14 protein-coding genes are annotated in these 16152 nt (G+C 41.1%); 3 read left to right on the plus strand and 11 right to left on the minus strand.

Features of this window, described 5'->3' with window-relative positions; translation table 11 throughout:
• Positions 1-27: 27 nt before the first annotated feature.
• The 8 genes from BLO53_RS01265 to BLO53_RS01300 all read right to left on the minus strand — a co-directional run bounded on the left by BLO53_RS01265 (position 28) and on the right by BLO53_RS01300 (position 10565).
• Positions 28-1218: a pectin acetylesterase-family hydrolase gene (locus BLO53_RS01265; RefSeq protein WP_092058475.1), complete on the minus strand. Its 1191-nt coding sequence runs from the start codon at positions 1216-1218 to the stop codon at positions 28-30.
• A gap of 13 nt (positions 1219-1231) precedes the next feature.
• Positions 1232-1897, minus strand: a complete 666-nt coding sequence (locus BLO53_RS01270; RefSeq protein WP_092058477.1) for a DUF6320 domain-containing protein — start codon at positions 1895-1897, stop codon at positions 1232-1234.
• 5 nt (positions 1898-1902) lie between these two features.
• The gene (locus tag BLO53_RS01275; RefSeq protein ID WP_092058479.1) at positions 1903-3168 is read right to left on the minus strand and encodes a hypothetical protein; all 1266 of its coding nucleotides are present in this window, start codon (positions 3166-3168) and stop codon (positions 1903-1905) included.
• A 4-nt stretch (positions 3169-3172) separates the two neighbouring features.
• Positions 3173-5875, minus strand: a complete 2703-nt coding sequence (locus BLO53_RS01280; protein ID WP_092058481.1) for a right-handed parallel beta-helix repeat-containing protein — start codon at positions 5873-5875, stop codon at positions 3173-3175.
• Between the two features lie 641 nt (positions 5876-6516).
• Positions 6517-7668, minus strand: a complete 1152-nt coding sequence (locus BLO53_RS01285) for a GGDEF domain-containing protein (protein WP_092058483.1) — start codon at positions 7666-7668, stop codon at positions 6517-6519.
• Between the two features lie 136 nt (positions 7669-7804).
• Positions 7805-8077 (minus strand): hypothetical protein, encoded by a 273-nt coding sequence (locus tag BLO53_RS01290; protein WP_026488042.1) that lies wholly within the window; start codon positions 8075-8077, stop codon positions 7805-7807.
• A gap of 45 nt (positions 8078-8122) precedes the next feature.
• A complete protein-coding gene (locus BLO53_RS01295) occupies positions 8123-9775 on the minus strand; it encodes an EAL domain-containing protein (RefSeq protein WP_092058485.1) in 1653 nt (550 codons plus the stop codon).
• A 97-nt stretch (positions 9776-9872) separates the two neighbouring features.
• On the minus strand, positions 9873-10565 hold the full coding sequence (locus tag BLO53_RS01300) for a YggS family pyridoxal phosphate-dependent enzyme (RefSeq protein WP_092058487.1): 693 nt from the start codon (positions 10563-10565) through the stop codon (positions 9873-9875).
• A gap of 221 nt (positions 10566-10786) precedes the next feature.
• On the opposite strand from BLO53_RS01300, the gene BLO53_RS01305 reads away from it, so the two are divergent.
• Positions 10787-11698: a PilZ domain-containing protein gene (locus tag BLO53_RS01305; protein ID WP_092058489.1), complete on the plus strand. Its 912-nt coding sequence runs from the start codon at positions 10787-10789 to the stop codon at positions 11696-11698.
• Positions 11699-11708: 10 nt separating this feature from the next.
• Here the strand turns inward: BLO53_RS01305 and BLO53_RS01310 are convergent, their stop codons facing one another.
• From BLO53_RS01310 to BLO53_RS01320, 3 genes are all read right to left on the minus strand, one after another.
• The gene (locus BLO53_RS01310) at positions 11709-13025 is read right to left on the minus strand and encodes an MATE family efflux transporter (protein WP_092058491.1); all 1317 of its coding nucleotides are present in this window, start codon (positions 13023-13025) and stop codon (positions 11709-11711) included.
• Positions 13026-13163: 138 nt separating this feature from the next.
• Positions 13164-13427: a hypothetical protein gene (locus tag BLO53_RS01315; RefSeq protein WP_092058493.1), complete on the minus strand. Its 264-nt coding sequence runs from the start codon at positions 13425-13427 to the stop codon at positions 13164-13166.
• 230 nt (positions 13428-13657) lie between these two features.
• A complete protein-coding gene (locus BLO53_RS01320) occupies positions 13658-13963 on the minus strand; it encodes a hypothetical protein (protein ID WP_092058495.1) in 306 nt (101 codons plus the stop codon).
• 208 nt (positions 13964-14171) lie between these two features.
• Between BLO53_RS01320 and BLO53_RS19535 the strand changes: the two genes are divergently transcribed.
• Positions 14172-14468 (plus strand): hypothetical protein, encoded by a 297-nt coding sequence (locus BLO53_RS19535; protein ID WP_092058497.1) that lies wholly within the window; start codon positions 14172-14174, stop codon positions 14466-14468.
• A gap of 8 nt (positions 14469-14476) precedes the next feature.
• On the plus strand, positions 14477-16152 hold a 1676-nt coding region (locus BLO53_RS19045; RefSeq protein ID WP_176757106.1), incomplete at its 3' end, for an IS66 family transposase.

Raw genomic sequence — 16152 nt, forward strand, 5'->3', positions numbered from 1 at the left:
GTGTGATTCTTTGGTTATATTCTTGTTTCACTCTTGTTTGAGAAGATTCATCCCCACATCGTAAACCTTGCCCTCGCAGGCATCAATAAGCCATTTGGCCATGGTAATTCCCTGTTCAGTAAAAAGAAGAAAATGCGGCTCGCGGACACTAGTGTGAACTGTGCCGCCCATAGTAATAAAGGGAATCTTCCAATCATCTATGAACATGCCAAACTTTGGCGTGATCTCCTTTAGCTCTTTTACCATCTGGATGAGCTGATTATAATATTCATTCTGAACATCCTGATCTGTCTTGTACTTCTTGCGGATGATATCGTTGTAATAGGCACTCAGAAGGTAATCATGTGTAGAGCTTGAATAAAGATATCTGAACCTGTCACCATGCTTGGCATAGAGGGCTCTGTACCAGTCCAGAGTTATGTTATCCCCGTGAATTGATTTCCATATAGAATCCTTGGTCTGCCAGATGTTTCTTGCAGTCTTCCTCCAGTTCTTGTATAGCAAAAGCCCGCTATCAGAAAATAGCGTAATATTGGAGGTCTTAGGATAATAGTCATCTGCAATCTCGGATGCCAGCGCGGGTACTGCAAAAGCTCCCGCCGAATTACCTGCAATGAGAATGCTCTTTGGATTAGGAAAAAGAGCTTTCGCCACCTTCATACTCTCAAGGAAATTTACATAGCCATGGAAATGAAGTATGTTATCGCTGCCATCCTCACCCTGATATGGATAATCATTGCAGCCCACATGAAAATCCCCAGTGGCATAGGTAATAACTACAAAGCTCCAATTCTTGAAGGGATTCTTGTCTGACATGATATCAGTGATCCCCACGTTTATGTTCATGATCTGGGTAAAGGGTCTTAAATTATTCCAGTAATAGTTGGGAAGCCCTGCTGCAACCTTGCCTCCAGTCACTGGTCGTGCGGCCATGTACTCGTTATAGGCAACACCGCCTCCTGATAAAAAAATGCAGAGTTTGTCAGGATCTGCTTTTTTGACATAGATATGGTACTCTGACCCATCTCCCGACAGTCCCTTTTCAAGAGGTACCTTGTACCAGGTCATTTCCTTGGGATCACTGGGGAGATTTTCTGCCTTGAAGCTACTCTCTTCTATTGCTCTGCCTATTCTGTTTTCTACGTAATCTCCAACTTTTGACGCAAAAACAATTCCGCGCTTAAAGTTACTTTTGTTGGTCTTATCTTTTAATCCCATATTTCTCCATACATCAAAGGTTGAACATCTTTTGCGCAGCCCGTTTAAGGTCTGAGAACCTGAAAATGATGAGGGCTGCAATGAGTATGAGGTACACCATGATTACCGCAACTGCAGGCCATGTGAAGGTATTCATACCATTTTTAATAAATATTATCTGTGATAGAGCCATGAACAGATCAAGAACCAGATATAGAATATACTCATCAAGTCTTAGCTTGAGTACCTTGGCAGTAATAATGGTGGCTATAGCAAGTCCAAAAAGTGTACTTGGAACCATCCACATTACGCTCCAGCCGTGGGGGCCTGTCTTAATATCAACGTACACATCAACAATTATGGCAACAACCACCTCAAAGGTTATTACCTTTATCAGGTTATTCCTAAGGTACATTGTGGTTATAAAGGTGATCCAGGCAACCAAAAATCCCAGCATCATGATTCCAAATACAGGATATATCTTTTGTGTCTGAATATTGATCGTTCCAAATATAATCTCTGACGCAATAAAGATAAAAGTCACCATCTTAAAAAGTGTTATGTTACTGATCTTTTTCTTTTTAAGAGTTGGAAAAGGTGCCTCAGGCTCGCCATCAATCTGGCGGAGCTGTCCCTGGCACAAAGGGCAGCACTCCTTGCGGCCTCTTATATTTACCTTGCATTTAGGACAATACTGCATTTAACTTACTCCTTGTCATAGTCATTTGTTCCAAGCTCTACTTCAAGCCCCATCTCCGTAAGGCATCTAAAGAAGTTAAGCATACTCTTATGAGTTTTGTAAGGGGATGCTTCTCCGAAGGTCAGTCTGTCCTTGTAGGAGCAAACTGTAACCTGCTGACTGGCAGCGGTCATAAAGGCACTAAAGCCGTCAATAAAATCTGCAACCTCCTCTGGCATTTTGATCTGTCCAAGATTGGACATAGAGCTTGTAACGCCCTTCTTGGCCGCCCTGTCAAAATAACCGATTCCAATATCCTTTATAGGAAGCGGGATCATCTTGATACCAATATTATGCTCAAGTGCAGCATAGGAATTCATTGTCTTTTCAATACTCTCAGGAGCGAGTTTTTCTTTAAAGTCCTTATCAACTTTGGCTATGATGCTCTGCATATCTCCGTTATAATCTGCAGGATCATAGTCGATGTTTATTACGCCAAAGAAATTTCTGCTGGTGCCGGATTTAAAGTATTGCCTTAGGTTAACAGGTACACTTACGACTATATGCTTCTTTTTCTGTGCCCTGTTCATTCCCTGAATAATGGCTTTTATGTAGACTGAAACGCACATAACTCCGACTGTTGTTTTATACTCATGTGCTATATCAAGGAACTTACTGGCTGATATAGTTCCTTCTATCAGATGTGGCAAAAGATTATCATCTATCTCACCAGTTATCTGATATGCCTTAACTGATCTCATCTCCTTGAGCTGCTTGAGTCCTCTTTGCTTGCTGTAAAAGTCATCGAAAGCATCTACATTTTTTTCCTCAATAGAAAAGTCATCAGTAGGCTTGATCTCAGCATCTATGCCATGCTTGATCACAAGATATCTTGTGAGGAGATTTTTGAAAAACATAAAGGCGCCAGTTCCGTCAGCAAGAACATGGAACATTTCAAGGTTAATCCTGTTGTTGTAGTAATTAACCCTGTAGAGGAGGTTCTTGCGGCCTGGAATATATATAGGCTCGCAAGCCGGAGTATTCTCCTCTTCAACCTTTACCCTTAGGTCAGTTTCCTCCAGATAGTACCAAAAGAGTCCTCTGTGCAGTACACAGTTGAAGATAGGGAAATCCTCTATTATTTCGTCCAATGCTCTCTGAAGGATGTCTTCATCAACCTGCTCCCTTAACTGACAGGTAAGCCTAAAGACCCTGGTATTGGCTCCCTTTGCTGTTGAAGGTACAATCTTGGCAGCATTATCAAGTTCGTACCAGTTTCTACTTTTTGCCATTAAATCAATTTTCCAACCTTTCTGTTACCACATCCATAGAGCCTCTGCTCATGCGGTATATTACATCTTCTAAAGATATGAATTTCTTATTTCTAATGAATTTGAGGTACTTGGGAGTAAGCCTCATTTTTATTCCCTTAGCTTCTATCTCACTATTGACCTTGCTCTGTATAGTCTCGCAGGTATCCGCAGCATCATGAGTCATGCTCTTACTAAGGATGCACAGAAGCGTTCCTGCAGTACGGACAAGTCCCTCTATATTTGGCTCATCAGAAACATCAAGAGACTGCAAAGACCCAACAGACCATTTTTTCAGGTTATGATATATTCCATACTCAAGATCAAGCTCTACAAGTCTTTCGTTAGTTCCATCATAGAGCCAGACTTCATTGCCCTTTACAAACATGTCGCTTACCTGGAAAAGACCTCCCTCAAACGGAAACTTGATATCGCAGGATTCACAACCTGTAAGAAGGACGTTTGAATTGATCTCGCTTACTCTGCTTTCATTTTCAAACTCGTCCTCATCGATGGTAAAGTTTGGTTCCTTTATTTCTTCAAGGTCAGGAGCTTCGTCCCTGGGCTCTACATAGATAGTCTGTGACTCCTTTACTTCTTCAAGGATTTCCTCGTCACTTTCTTTCTTTTCAGAGATTCTCTTTTTCTCCTCATAGCGGATCATATAGGAGCCAAAGCCGGGAGTCTGAACGGTAAATCTGTCAGTTCTACACTCCTCAAAGGGTCCGGCTACAGGGTGGATTCCCCTCTTTCTGCCAAAATAGTCTCTGTCAAAAACAAGTTCAGTACCATCCGGATTTTCAAATCTCGCCTCAGGTTCAAAGGCAACTCCTAAAACAGACGAATTGACCGGAGAAGAAATGTTCCTTGGCAGGAATTCATAAAGATTTGTATGAAGAGTGTATCTTCCATCCTCTTCGTCTATATAAAAACTTATCTTGTGGTCCTTGTCCACGTGGCATTTCTCATTATCACAGGGTCTTGCGCCGTTAAAATATGCATTTCCTGACAAATATACCGGTAGGTGGTCGTAATAGTGATCTTTAGACCCTTTATCTTTTTCTGCTCCCTTATAGAAGCCTGAAAAATACTCAGGAGCAGAAGGGTAACTGTTGTACACACTTGTTCCGCAGATAAAGTTATTCTTGTCTATTGTATCAAGGTTCTGTGAAACGCAGTACTCCAGAAGTTCCTGTCTTACAGTCTTCTGAAGGAAAATGTTATTGTAGAATCTCGCATCGCCATGAAGAATAGTCATAAAGCCAGCTATCTGAGTAGAGTGCGGCACGTGATATGGCGTATATCTGTTTGTTGCAAATCTCTTTCCTGCATTGTCTGTGCCATTTCCTACATAGGTAAAAGAGCCAGCGATGAGATTATGTACAAAGGCGATGCCCTGAGTACTAATCCTGCAGGCTATATCTGATAATAGCAGGTTATGGTCGATAATTGTAGGTCCGTGCGAAACTTCAACAAAAATATCTTCTCCAAGGGATAAGCCTGAATCTATGATTGTTCCCTGTGGCGGCACATTATCATGAAGGAAGTTCTGAGTAACCCTGGTGCCCTGAGCTTCCCAGTCAAGCCAAATTCCTCTTGTACAATGATCTATGTGATTGCGTTTTATCACAGTATCAATAGGAGCATGAAGCTTGATGCCTGCAATCTCGGCCCCTGCCAGATTATGCTTGTTGTTTATATTATGAATATGGTTGTCTTCAATAACGCTAAAGGCTCCGCCAAGATGTCCTACTATGCCCGTCTGACCACAGTCATGGATATCACAGCGTCTTACTATGTGGGAGCCTACTGTATCTTTATTCCAGCCTTCATTAACTGCTTGACATACACTATCTCTCTGGGTCTGCGTGCCATCTTTAATCCAACTTGTAGTCCACTTGTTGTTATTGCCCTTCTGGTAGTACTTGCCAAGGGAAATACCGCTGCACTTGGATTCTGAAATATCGCAGTCCTCAATTATCCAGCCAAGAGCCCAGTTAGGACCTATCATTCCTTCCTGGAATGCTGTTGGTGGTGCCCACTGCGTAGCTGCACACCTGATTGAAAAGCCAGAAATTGTTATGTAATTTAGTCCCTCTTTTTCAGGAAAAAAGCAAGCCTTTCGCACTGAAAATTCTACGTTCTCTATATTGGGATTCTTGCCTTGGAAATTAGCATAGATAACTGTCTCGTCATTTTCCTGCGCTGTAAACCATACATACTCAGAAAAGGCGGGATCCCAGGATCGCTTATCTGCTGCTGGATGCATGCAAGTATTTAGATCAAATACTTCATACATAGACTTGCCATTTAAGTAGATATCTCCTGTGTGGGGCGGATTCTCCTGATTGCTGAACCAGTCCCCATGAACTACGTCTATATAAGGATTGTAGCTTCCAAAAAAGCTATTGGGAACTCTAATGCGCCAGAGGTTCTCAAACTGTTCCCAGCCTCTAAGTTCCTCTGCTCCTGTGATTATTGCTTCTTGTCTAGAAGTGCTGATATATGTGATACGTTTATCCTTCGTACCTGAATTGGCTGGTCTTACCCATTCTCTGTAAATTCCAGGGCCAACAAATACTGTATCACCTGCGCTTGCAAGGTTAGCAGCTTCCTGAATGGTCTTGAATGGGTGTACAGCTGTGCCATCACCGCTTCTTAGAACATTACCTGCTACATATATCTGCATATTAACCCCCTTTTGTAGTTATGATGTCTGAAATCCAGCTCTGTGGCCAGAATTTGCAGAACACACAATTATTGCTCTGTGACCTATCGTCACTTTCGGCAATACTACATACATATAATATACAAGTATAATTATAGCATGTTTTAAGTGCTGATGAAGAGTAATTCCAGCCTGCTATTATACGAAAAGCTTGTTACCACCACTTTCGTGTAAGCCAGTTCCCTACCGTCTAATATTCACCTTATATGCAGATTACTGTATACTAGTACTATATACAAAAGCTCAAATATACTAGTTGGAGGGGACTTTATGGCACGAATGAAATACATATATGCAATTGCAATTCTGGCGGGATTCATCCTGGCTGGGCTGCTGATCAGCATGATTGGGAAGTTGTTCTGAAATGTAAGATTGTATGCAGTGATATAAAAGAATACCGGTTTTGTGCAAGAACAAAGAGTCGCTAGCGACTCTTTCGCGCCCGAGCGGTATTGCGAAGCAATAAACTTCATCTCCGCGAGGTGCGCATCCACAGCGGAGCGCTTTTTATGATATGGGAATTTCGGAGAAATTTCCTATATCACAAAAAATTGCTCCATAACAAACTTATGGAGCAATTTTTTATAAGCAGGTATCACGTCTCAGCCTGCGCTTAATTTCTTTTGCTTGTACAAATCTGAATCAGCTCTAGCGATAAATGATTGAATTGATATAGGCTCTGCAAAATCGTACTGAGCTATCCCAACGCTGACTGAAACAGAGTACTTGAGATTATTGTCACTTGTAATTCTTCTGACATTAGTCCTGATCTGTTCTGCAAGCCAGGTTGCTTCAGCTCTGTAAGCCATTTCTGCAACTATAATAAATTCATCTCCGCCATAGCGGGATACAAAGAATCTGTTTCTAGGGCCCTGACATGCATTCTTGATAGCATTAGAGATTCTCACAAGAGCTCTGTCGCCTTCCACATGTCCAAAAGCATCATTTATACTTTTGAAATTATCAACGTCTACCATTAACAGGAAAAGAGATAATCCCGGCTCAGCATTTCTCATCTTCTGGGTCAGATACTTGTACATCTGAGTCCTGTTGTTGATCTGAGTGAGTGGATCAAGAGAAATAAGGCTGTCCTGTATTGAAGTATAAATATAAAAGATTGCTGCTACTGCTCCATAGCACAGAAGCGGAACTCTCCAGATTATAGCCTGCAAAAGTCCCATGACAATAGGAGCAATCGGGAAAAATCCTATTGTAAAATAAATACTTCTCTCCGCATACTTATCCTTGGCAAAGGCACGGTAAAAAGCCTTAACCGAAGCAGCTATCATGTATCCAAAAGGGACAATGATCAAAATAACATAAAGCTTACCATTTACCAGCTTGCCCGCGTCATCAACATAGTATGCAAGGCCTGTTCTGTAGGCAGTTACACAAAGGATAGTTGAAAACCAGACCGGAATACTAAGAAGTAGCTTACCCGGATCATTTTCTACAGCCTTGTCATTCTGAATAGCCTCAGACAACAGAAACCACTGATATGCAGCAATGCTAAGAAGTACATATGTAAAAATATTAGATAGATACAACATCTGTCTGGTGGTGGAAATAATTCCGCCATCAACAATTGCCCAAAAGACTTCTGCAAGAAAATACAACATCGTAACAAAAGTCAGATTTCCAAGATAGACCTGTGAAAGCTGCTTATTAACGCCATGTTGTATTTTAAAAAGTATTATCCCCAGTAGGAAAAAACAAGCTAAATATGCTTCTATATAAAATATTACGTATCCCAAAGTAAAACCTCCAAGCTGCCAATGCGTAAAAATTATTTTAGCATGAATTTTTTTAGTTGTGACAATGTTTATGCATTATTTATACATTGTTTATAAATAAAAAATGAAGCGTCCAGATTTCTCTTAGACACTCCATTCATGCTCCGCCTGCCACAGCTTTAAGTGCTTCAAACTCTGATTCATACACGCCTCCCATTGCTTCCAGATCCTCCCAGGTATACCATGCCCCACTTAGCTGCACACCTCTTATTGATATATCAGTACATATCACCATAAAGGGCTTGTGATTGACCACAATATAGCAGGTTCTGTTAAGCCCAAAAGGCGTCACAAAAACGTGCCCTGTCTCAATCAGATGATTAAGCTGATCTATTGTTGTACTCTTGGATAGAGGTTGTGTTTTTAACATATTATCTCTTCCTATCTACTTAAATACTGGTACTTTCACTCTTATCTATTCTTTAAATAGGGGATGAGAAGTGAAATCATCTATTGAAAGAGGCTTTGAGTAGTGATAACCCTGCAAATGGCTCGCGCCAAATCCAAGAAGTATCTCCCTGATATCACCTGTCTCCACGCCCTCAATAGTAGTCTTAAGCCCAATATTGCTGGCGCACTCGATGATTGCCCTTGCAACTATCCTTTTCTTTTCATCTTCATCAATTCCATCGACAAAAGACTTATCGATTTTAATTCCAGCTACTGGTAAAAATAGCAAAAGCTCAAGAGCCGAAAAGCCTGTTCCAAAGTCATCTATAAAAGTAAGTATTCCCTGACTTCTTAAGAAAATTATCTCATTTCTAATGAAATTCTTATCAAGTACACTGCATCTTTCTGTAAGTTCAACCCTAAGATTTTCAGGCGGATAATCCAGCTCCTTCAATATTTCAAGCAGGTCTCTTCTAAAATTCTTTCGTTCAAGCTGTGTATAAGAAACATTGATACTCAAAGAAAGTTCAGGCCTTACCGAAAGAACTTTTTCCTTCCAGTATTTCATTGAATTTCTGGCAATCCAAAGACCCAGATCATAGAACAAAGGATCATCTTCAAGCCATCCTATAAACTCTGAAGGAGAAACTCTTCCAAAAGGATTTTTCTGCCATCTTACAAGAGCTTCTGCTCCCCATAATCTTTCCTCCTGTGCACTTACTACAGGTTGGTAAACTATTGAAAAGCCTTCACAGTCACGGCTTATGCTATTTCTAAGAGCATTCAATAGAACCAGTCGCTCGTGACTCTTATCCAGGTTGCTGCTTCCAAACACGCACAGTTCACCGTGCCTGTCCTTCATAGACTCATCAAGCCCCAGAATACCATTGGAATATACTGTATGCTCATCAATATTAAAGTTCATAACCTCTGTGCAGGAGCCGCCTAGAGTAATTGTAACATTCACTCCTTCCACAGCAATTGAATTCCTGCAATAGTCCACTATTTCAGAATATATCTCTTTTATCTCCGAAAGATTAAGCTGGGTTGAAACAAGTGCAAACTTGGTTCCTCCAGCGTGATAAACCTCTGCATCATCAGTAAATTCCAAGAGTTTTTCTGCAAAGGTCCTAAGAATCTTATTGCCAAACTCATATCCGTAGACGTTATTCAGTTCGCCGAAATTATACATTCCAACAAAAAGAATGTAGTATCTCTGCCTCTCATCCTTAAGATCAGCAAGAGTATCAAGGAGCTTGTCCTTAGTATAAAGAGCTGTTACACTGTCGTATTCACTGGCTATTCCATGATTATCTATCGTTCCGGCAAAGTATAAGTGCTTACCATCATCATCTCTTATGACCGTTCCTTTGCAGGTGCAGGCCACATACTCACCATTCTTATTTCTAGCCCTGTAAACCATGTCATGAGACTCGCTTTTTCCCTCAAAAAGATCCACGATAGACTGATGGTATCTACTCTTATCCATAGGATGAATATGCTCTTCCCAGATTTCTCCAGCATTTTCCATTCTTTCTGAAGGCAAACCAAACTCCTCCACGCAGCTTTTGGACCACCTGGATATATTGGTTTCCATGTCAGTCATAAAAACATATCTACCTTTTGTCGAACTGGCAAAGGCTTCAAACACTTTAGTTAAAAGAGCTACCTTGTCCATATTTACTCCAAAAAATAGCCAGAATAGTATAAATTTATTATACTATCTGGCCTAATTAGTGTAAATTCGTTTATGTTTATTTAATATTTCAACTAATTTATTTAGAATAATTTCGTTCACCGAAGATTCCAGTGCCCACTCTTACGAAGGTAGCTCCCTCTTCTATGGCCACCTGATAGTCTCCAGTCATGCCCATTGAAAGAGTATCCATTTTAACCCCAGGTATATCAAGAGCGTTTATCTTATCCTTGAGTTCTCTAAGCCCCTTAAAATACACTCTGTTGCTCTCTGGATCATCAGTATATGGTGCAATTGTCATAAGACCTCTTATGCATAAATGCGGCAGAATAGATATTTCTTTTACAAAATCAATCACCTGTTCCGACGCCAGGCCAAACTTGGTGTCCTCACCTGCCATGTTGACCTCTATCAGAACATCCATCACCAGATCATGCTTGGCAGCCTGCTTCTCTATTTCATCAGCAAGCTTCCTATTGTCAACTGAATGGATCATGCAGGCAACTCCAGGAAGATACTTGACTTTATTGGCCTGAAGATGGCCTATCATATGCCAGTCAAGATTTTCTGTGATTTCAGCAGTCTTGTCCCTTATCTCCTGAACCTTATTCTCTCCAAAAACTCTTATGCCGCAGGCCATGGCCTCCCTTATGTCGCTGACAGGCTTGGTCTTGCTGACTGCGATAAGCGTAACCTCGCTTCTATCCCGCCCTGCCTTGTCGCAGGCCTTTTGTATGTTCCTCTCTACTATTTCCAAGTTTTCTCTAATCATAGTCACTATCGCTCCTGAATTATTATCTAACAAAAAGCACAGTTTAGAGCGCATTTTAGTCTAAGCGGAGGCGTCCTAACTGCTTGATAAAAAACCATGCACATTATATCATAGATAGTAGGGAACTCGAAAGTTTATATATCTTTTCACTAGTCAATATTGTTCTACACCATTAGATATGATACGAGGAATCAATATCGCGCTACATATGGGGGACAGTCATGAATATCAACGATATTGCCGCAGGATCACAGATCAGGATCCACGCTTCCATAAATAATCACAACATAGTTCTTATGACAGAGGCCATTTTCGGCATTAACGCAGGGCTTCTTTGTAAACCCATGGAATATTTTGGCAAATACATGCAGTTTCTCGAGCCCTCCAAAGTTCAGATCCGCAACAAAAGAGATGGTAGAGTCTACAAGTTCATGTCTACATCTATAACCCCTGTAAAAACAAGATATGGAAACTTCCACCTCATCAAGTGTTCCTCAGCTCTAGAGCCGGAAAACTCCAGAAAATCCGAGCGTTTTTCACTTGAGAAGGTAGGTCTTTTTAGAATAAGCGGCAATTCAGCTACTCTTCATAACTGTATCGTCCACGACATCTCAATGCGTGGAATGTCCATTATTATCGATAATAATTCAAAGTGCAAGGTTGGGGATCGCATCGATATAACCTTTAGATACGGAGAGCTTCTCCATCAATATGAAGCAACTGCAGAAGTTGTCAGGATGTTCACTGTTTCTGGCCGCCCTGCCCTTGGCTGCAGTATCGCAAATATGAACGTAGACATTATCGGGCTTCTCAATGCTAAAAAGAACGAGAAATACGGTCTTTCAGAATCCAGCATAACCGCTACTGCCCCTAGCACTGACACTTCAACAAATCTTAATCCTGAAATTTCCAAGGAGCAGCAGATTGTGGAGGTTGAAGAAGACCTGGCCCGCCAGCTGATCCCGGAAAAGAATTCTCCTCAGAGAAAAATAAGTGCTAATCCCTTAGATCCAGCAAACCTCGAGCATATCTCCCGCGAACAGCCCAAGACCCTTCGCCAACAGCGCAAGGAAGCCCGCATGGCAGAGCAGGCCAAGGCAATTGAGAATCTACTTGATCTAAGAGATGTTTGATGTAATGTGATCATTTGATTGTCTTGAAATATAAGCCAAATGCCACAATTGTGGTCAATATATCTGCCACAAACTGGGCAAGGATAACTCCATTAAAGCCCATAATACCCGACAAGATAACTATAACAGGCAAAAAGACAATTCCCTGTCTGCAGGCTGATAAGATAAATGCACCCATGGCCTTGCCTGTTGCCTGAAATGTACAAATTACGATAAGACAAATCCCCATAAGTGGTGCCCCCAAAAGCTGCAGAATCAGCATTATTCTTCCGGTTTCTATCATTGCTACATCTGTCAAAAAGAAGGACAGGATAAACTTTGAAAATACTGAGAGAACTATAAGGAAAAAGAGTCCTGTTCCGCCAGTTAAGAGCATCCCAAATCTGATGATTTTCTTTAAACGAATCTTAAGTCCAGCTCCGTAGTTATATCCAATCAGTGGCTGGCCTCCAAATGCAAGTCCCACAATAACAAGAAGCGCTATATTGACGATCTTAAGAACAATACCCATTACAGCTATCTGCGTTCCCCCATAGGGCTGCAGAAATCTGTTTGTAAGCGTGATTCCTACTGTCTGCATGAGATTTGTAATGCTGGATGGAAGGCCAATGGCAAGTACTCCTCCAAGCGTTGCCCCATCAAGGCTCAGATGCTTTATATTAAGGGACAGCACAGCACTCTTTTTACAAATGATTACCACAAAAAAGGCGTTTGTCACAATGTATCCGATAACTGTTGCAATTGCTGCTCCCGCAGCTCCAAGCCCCAGAGAAAAGATAAAAATAGGATCCAGAATTATATTTACAACCGTTCCGATCACAGAGCCTATCATAGATTCCATGGCCATACCCTCTGCTCGTAAAAGGTTTGATGGAACAAGAGCAAAAATGACGAACACTGATCCCAAAATCAGCCATGAATAGTACTGCTCTGCATATACGTAATTCTCTGTCGTTGTCCCCAGTATCATTAGGATTTTTCTTTTAAATACCAGCATAAATGCGGTAAAAACAATTCCTGTAGCGATTGCAGAGTAAAAGCAGAAGGTACTCTTTTTCCTGGCATCATCATAATCATGGGCCCCAAGAGTCCTTGAAATAACTGAGCTTCCACCAATTCCAAAAATATCTCCAATAGCAAGGAGCAGCGTAAATAAAGGCGCACACAAAGCTATTCCCGCAATCAGATCTGTGTTTCCTGTCAGTGCTATGAAATACGTGTCCACCAGATTATAAACCAGTGTGACCACCATTCCCATCACAACCGGCAGTGCCATCTTCATATAAGCCTTGGGAATTGGGGCATTTTCAAATAAATCGTTCTGCATGATGTTTTCTCCTAAAAAAAGAAACCCATAACCTCTGGGATTATGGATTTCCGTACCGTGGCAGGCTGCGCCCGCCCTACTATCATTATTATGTTTACAACGTGGCTATGTTAGCATGTAAAACCTGGAATGTCAAATTTAAAGCTCGCCCTTAATATTTTCGCAAAAAGAATCATAGTCGAGAGAAGTAATATCCTTTAGATCTACAGTCAGTAAACTCTTATCTGTCTTGCGTATTGCCACATCAACATTTTTATTTATATCATGAACCTGTTTTACGTATCCATATACATCCAGCAATACTTCATCTGAGTAATCCCTATTCATATTTAGATTGATACTAATAGATACTCTTTCCGGATCAGCCTTAAAACTATCATAGTTTGTGCTTGCAGTATCCATATCATTTGAATAATAAGCAGATACAATAGTATTCCATGTTCCCCAGTTATCCAGGTTATTATCTATATCAGCTATTTCTTTTTCTATGAGAGGTTTGTACCTGTCTTCTTCATACGTATCCCAAATAAAATAGTCATCTTTATTGCCTTTTTTGTAAGAGTAAATGAAAAACTCCTAACGAAAGGCATCTTCATGCCTTACATTAGGAGCTAATTCTATTAATAAATATATTATTGCTTTATCTGTTTCCTCAGTTCTTCAAGTTCTGCCTTAAGGATAGCATTTTCATCTTCTAATTCCTCTTTCTCCTCAGAAAGCTTCTTGCGTTCTGCTTCGCCTTCCTTGAGTCCTTCAGCCTTACCTTCCTTGAGCCCCTCAGCCTTGCCTTCATGGAATATTCTGATCTCCGGTAAATCTAAAACCTTGCCGCCCATAATACCACCTACCTTATCCTGCACTTTGTCATGCTTCATCGTAAGCTTGTAGACAACCTTATGTGTTAACCTAATGATAACATTGTGAGATAATGCTGACAAGTTGCCTTTCTCAAGTTCCTGGTCAAGTCGATCAATAAGTTACAGTTCAGACCATAGCTTGACACACAACCCTAACGATTAAAAATCACATATTAAAATGGTCGCAAACCCAGAAAAAATCTGACTTTTTCTGGGTTTTTCTATTGCATTTCACATCGTTATGGTATATAATATAAACGTAACGATGTAACTTCGAAAGGAGCACGCCATGGGCATAATTAAGCAGTTAGACAAACGAACCGGTATCACTTACGTGTATGAATCCAAGGCATACTGGGACAAAGAAAAAAAACAGAGTCGGGCAAAAAGAACACTGATCGGCAGGATTGATCCTGAAACCGGTGAAATAGTCCCCACTGATGGGAGACACAGAAATACCGAGGGCGCCGAAGAAAAGGAACCCGACTATAAAAAGCTGTATGAAAAGCTTCAAAAGAAATGTGAAGCACAAGAAGTACTCATCAAATCTCTCAAAGCAGAAATAAAACAGTTAAAGGTTAAGTAATCACTTCTATGAACAACTATCAGTATGAATTCATTACAACTCTACAGTACCGCGTCAAGAATCTTCAGGCACAGGTTGATGCCTTCAAGAACGGATCCAAGTATCTGCAGATGGATGCTCAGTATAAGAGTATGCTTCATACTGAAGAATGCCACATACACAAACTTGAAGTCGAGCTGTCCAAGGCTCATGCACAGACTATAGATGTCAGAAATAAATGGTGGGACACCATTGAAGATGTCTACAAGGATCATCAGAAAGAAATCGCTGCTAAGGATGCCAGGATCAGAGCGCTCGAGAAGCGCATCATCCTGGTTGAGCAGCAGCGCGATGCTGCCCTGGACAAGGTCGCTGAACAAAGGCGTGAATTATATGAAGTAAAAACTGAGCTTGAAGAAGAACAGGGAAAGAATCTTAAACTGACGGCTCAGATCAACAGAGATTATGAGAACTCTTCTAAACCATCTTCCCAGTCTCCAAATCACAAGAAAATATCCAACAGCAGAGAAAAAAGCGGCAGACGTCCAGGCGGTCAGCCTGGGCACAAAGGTCACGGTCGAAAAAAGCAGGCTGTATCAGAGCCAGTTATTATGCTGCCTCCACCGGAAGAAGTACTTGAAGATCCTGACTTCAAGAAAACCGGCAAAGTCATCCGTAAACAGATGATAAATCTGAGGTTTTTCCTGGATGTTAACGAATACGCTGCTGAAGTCTACTATAATTCAAAGACGGGCGAAAGATCCCACGCGCAGTTCCCTGAAGGATATATCAATGACGTAAACTATGGCGGCAGCGTCAAAGCACTTGCATTCATCCTTAATAATGAATGCTGTGTCTCCATAGACAAGACCATCAAACTTATTTCAGATCTCACTGACGGAAAACTGAGCATTTCAAAAGGCATGGTCAATGGTCTCTCCAAAGAATTCTCCATGAAAACGGATAAGGAAAAGAAAGAGCTTTTTGCATCACTGATGCAGAAGCCTGTACTCCATACAGATAACACCAATGCCAGAAGCAATGGAAGCAGCCGTTTTGTATTTATTGTTGCTGCTCCGGATGGGACTGCCCAGTACTATTTCAGGGAAAACAAAGGTCATGCAGGAATAAAAGATACCCCTGTCGACCTTAACCAGTCAGCGATATTCATCCATGACCATGACACCACCTTTTATAATTATGGCAGTGGCCATCAGGAGTGTATCGCTCATATCCTGAGATACTGTAAAGACAGCATACAGAATGAGCCTGATCGGGAATGGAATAAGAAGATGTATAAACTTCTGCGGGAAATGGTTCATTACCGAAATGGCATTGATGAAACCACAGGATTTGATGAAAAAACTGTCATGGCATTTGAAGAAAGATATGACAGCATCCTGGAAGAAGCCCGAGAAGAATACGAATACATTCCACCCAGTAAATACTATAGGGAAGGCTATAACTTATACAGACACATGGCGAAGTATAAATCCAGCCATCTGCTATTTTTACATGATATAAGAGTTCCGCACAACAATAACATGGCGGAACGTCTTTTGCGTGCCTATAAACGCAAGCAACACCAAGTCATGAGTTTCCGCTCGGATGCGAGCATTGATTACCTTTGTCAGAGCATGAGCATGCTTCTGTCATTAAGACAGGATTCAGAATCCAGCGTATATGACAGCGTATCGAAGATCTT

Source organism: Butyrivibrio sp. INlla14 (genome assembly GCF_900102515.1).
In the GTDB taxonomy this organism is placed as follows: domain Bacteria; phylum Bacillota; class Clostridia; order Lachnospirales; family Lachnospiraceae; genus Butyrivibrio.

Coding starts and splice junctions, on each gene's coding strand:
- BLO53_RS01290 (WP_026488042.1), bottom strand. CDS start 8,077: ATGTTAAAAACACAACCTCTATCCAAGAGTACAACAATAGATCAGCTT.
- BLO53_RS19535 (WP_092058497.1), top strand. CDS start 14,172: ATGGGCATAATTAAGCAGTTAGACAAACGAACCGGTATCACTTACGTG.
- BLO53_RS01305 (WP_092058489.1), top strand. CDS start 10,787: ATGAATATCAACGATATTGCCGCAGGATCACAGATCAGGATCCACGCT.
- BLO53_RS01295 (WP_092058485.1), bottom strand. CDS start 9,775: ATGGACAAGGTAGCTCTTTTAACTAAAGTGTTTGAAGCCTTTGCCAGT.
- BLO53_RS01315 (WP_092058493.1), bottom strand. CDS start 13,427: ATGGATACTGCAAGCACAAACTATGATAGTTTTAAGGCTGATCCGGAA.
- BLO53_RS01280 (WP_092058481.1), bottom strand. CDS start 5,875: ATGCAGATATATGTAGCAGGTAATGTTCTAAGAAGCGGTGATGGCACA.
- BLO53_RS01275 (WP_092058479.1), bottom strand. CDS start 3,168: ATGGCAAAAAGTAGAAACTGGTACGAACTTGATAATGCTGCCAAGATT.
- BLO53_RS01310 (WP_092058491.1), bottom strand. CDS start 13,025: ATGCAGAACGATTTATTTGAAAATGCCCCAATTCCCAAGGCTTATATG.
- BLO53_RS01270 (WP_092058477.1), bottom strand. CDS start 1,897: ATGCAGTATTGTCCTAAATGCAAGGTAAATATAAGAGGCCGCAAGGAG.
- BLO53_RS01265 (WP_092058475.1), bottom strand. CDS start 1,218: ATGGGATTAAAAGATAAGACCAACAAAAGTAACTTTAAGCGCGGAATT.
- BLO53_RS01300 (WP_092058487.1), bottom strand. CDS start 10,565: ATGATTAGAGAAAACTTGGAAATAGTAGAGAGGAACATACAAAAGGCC.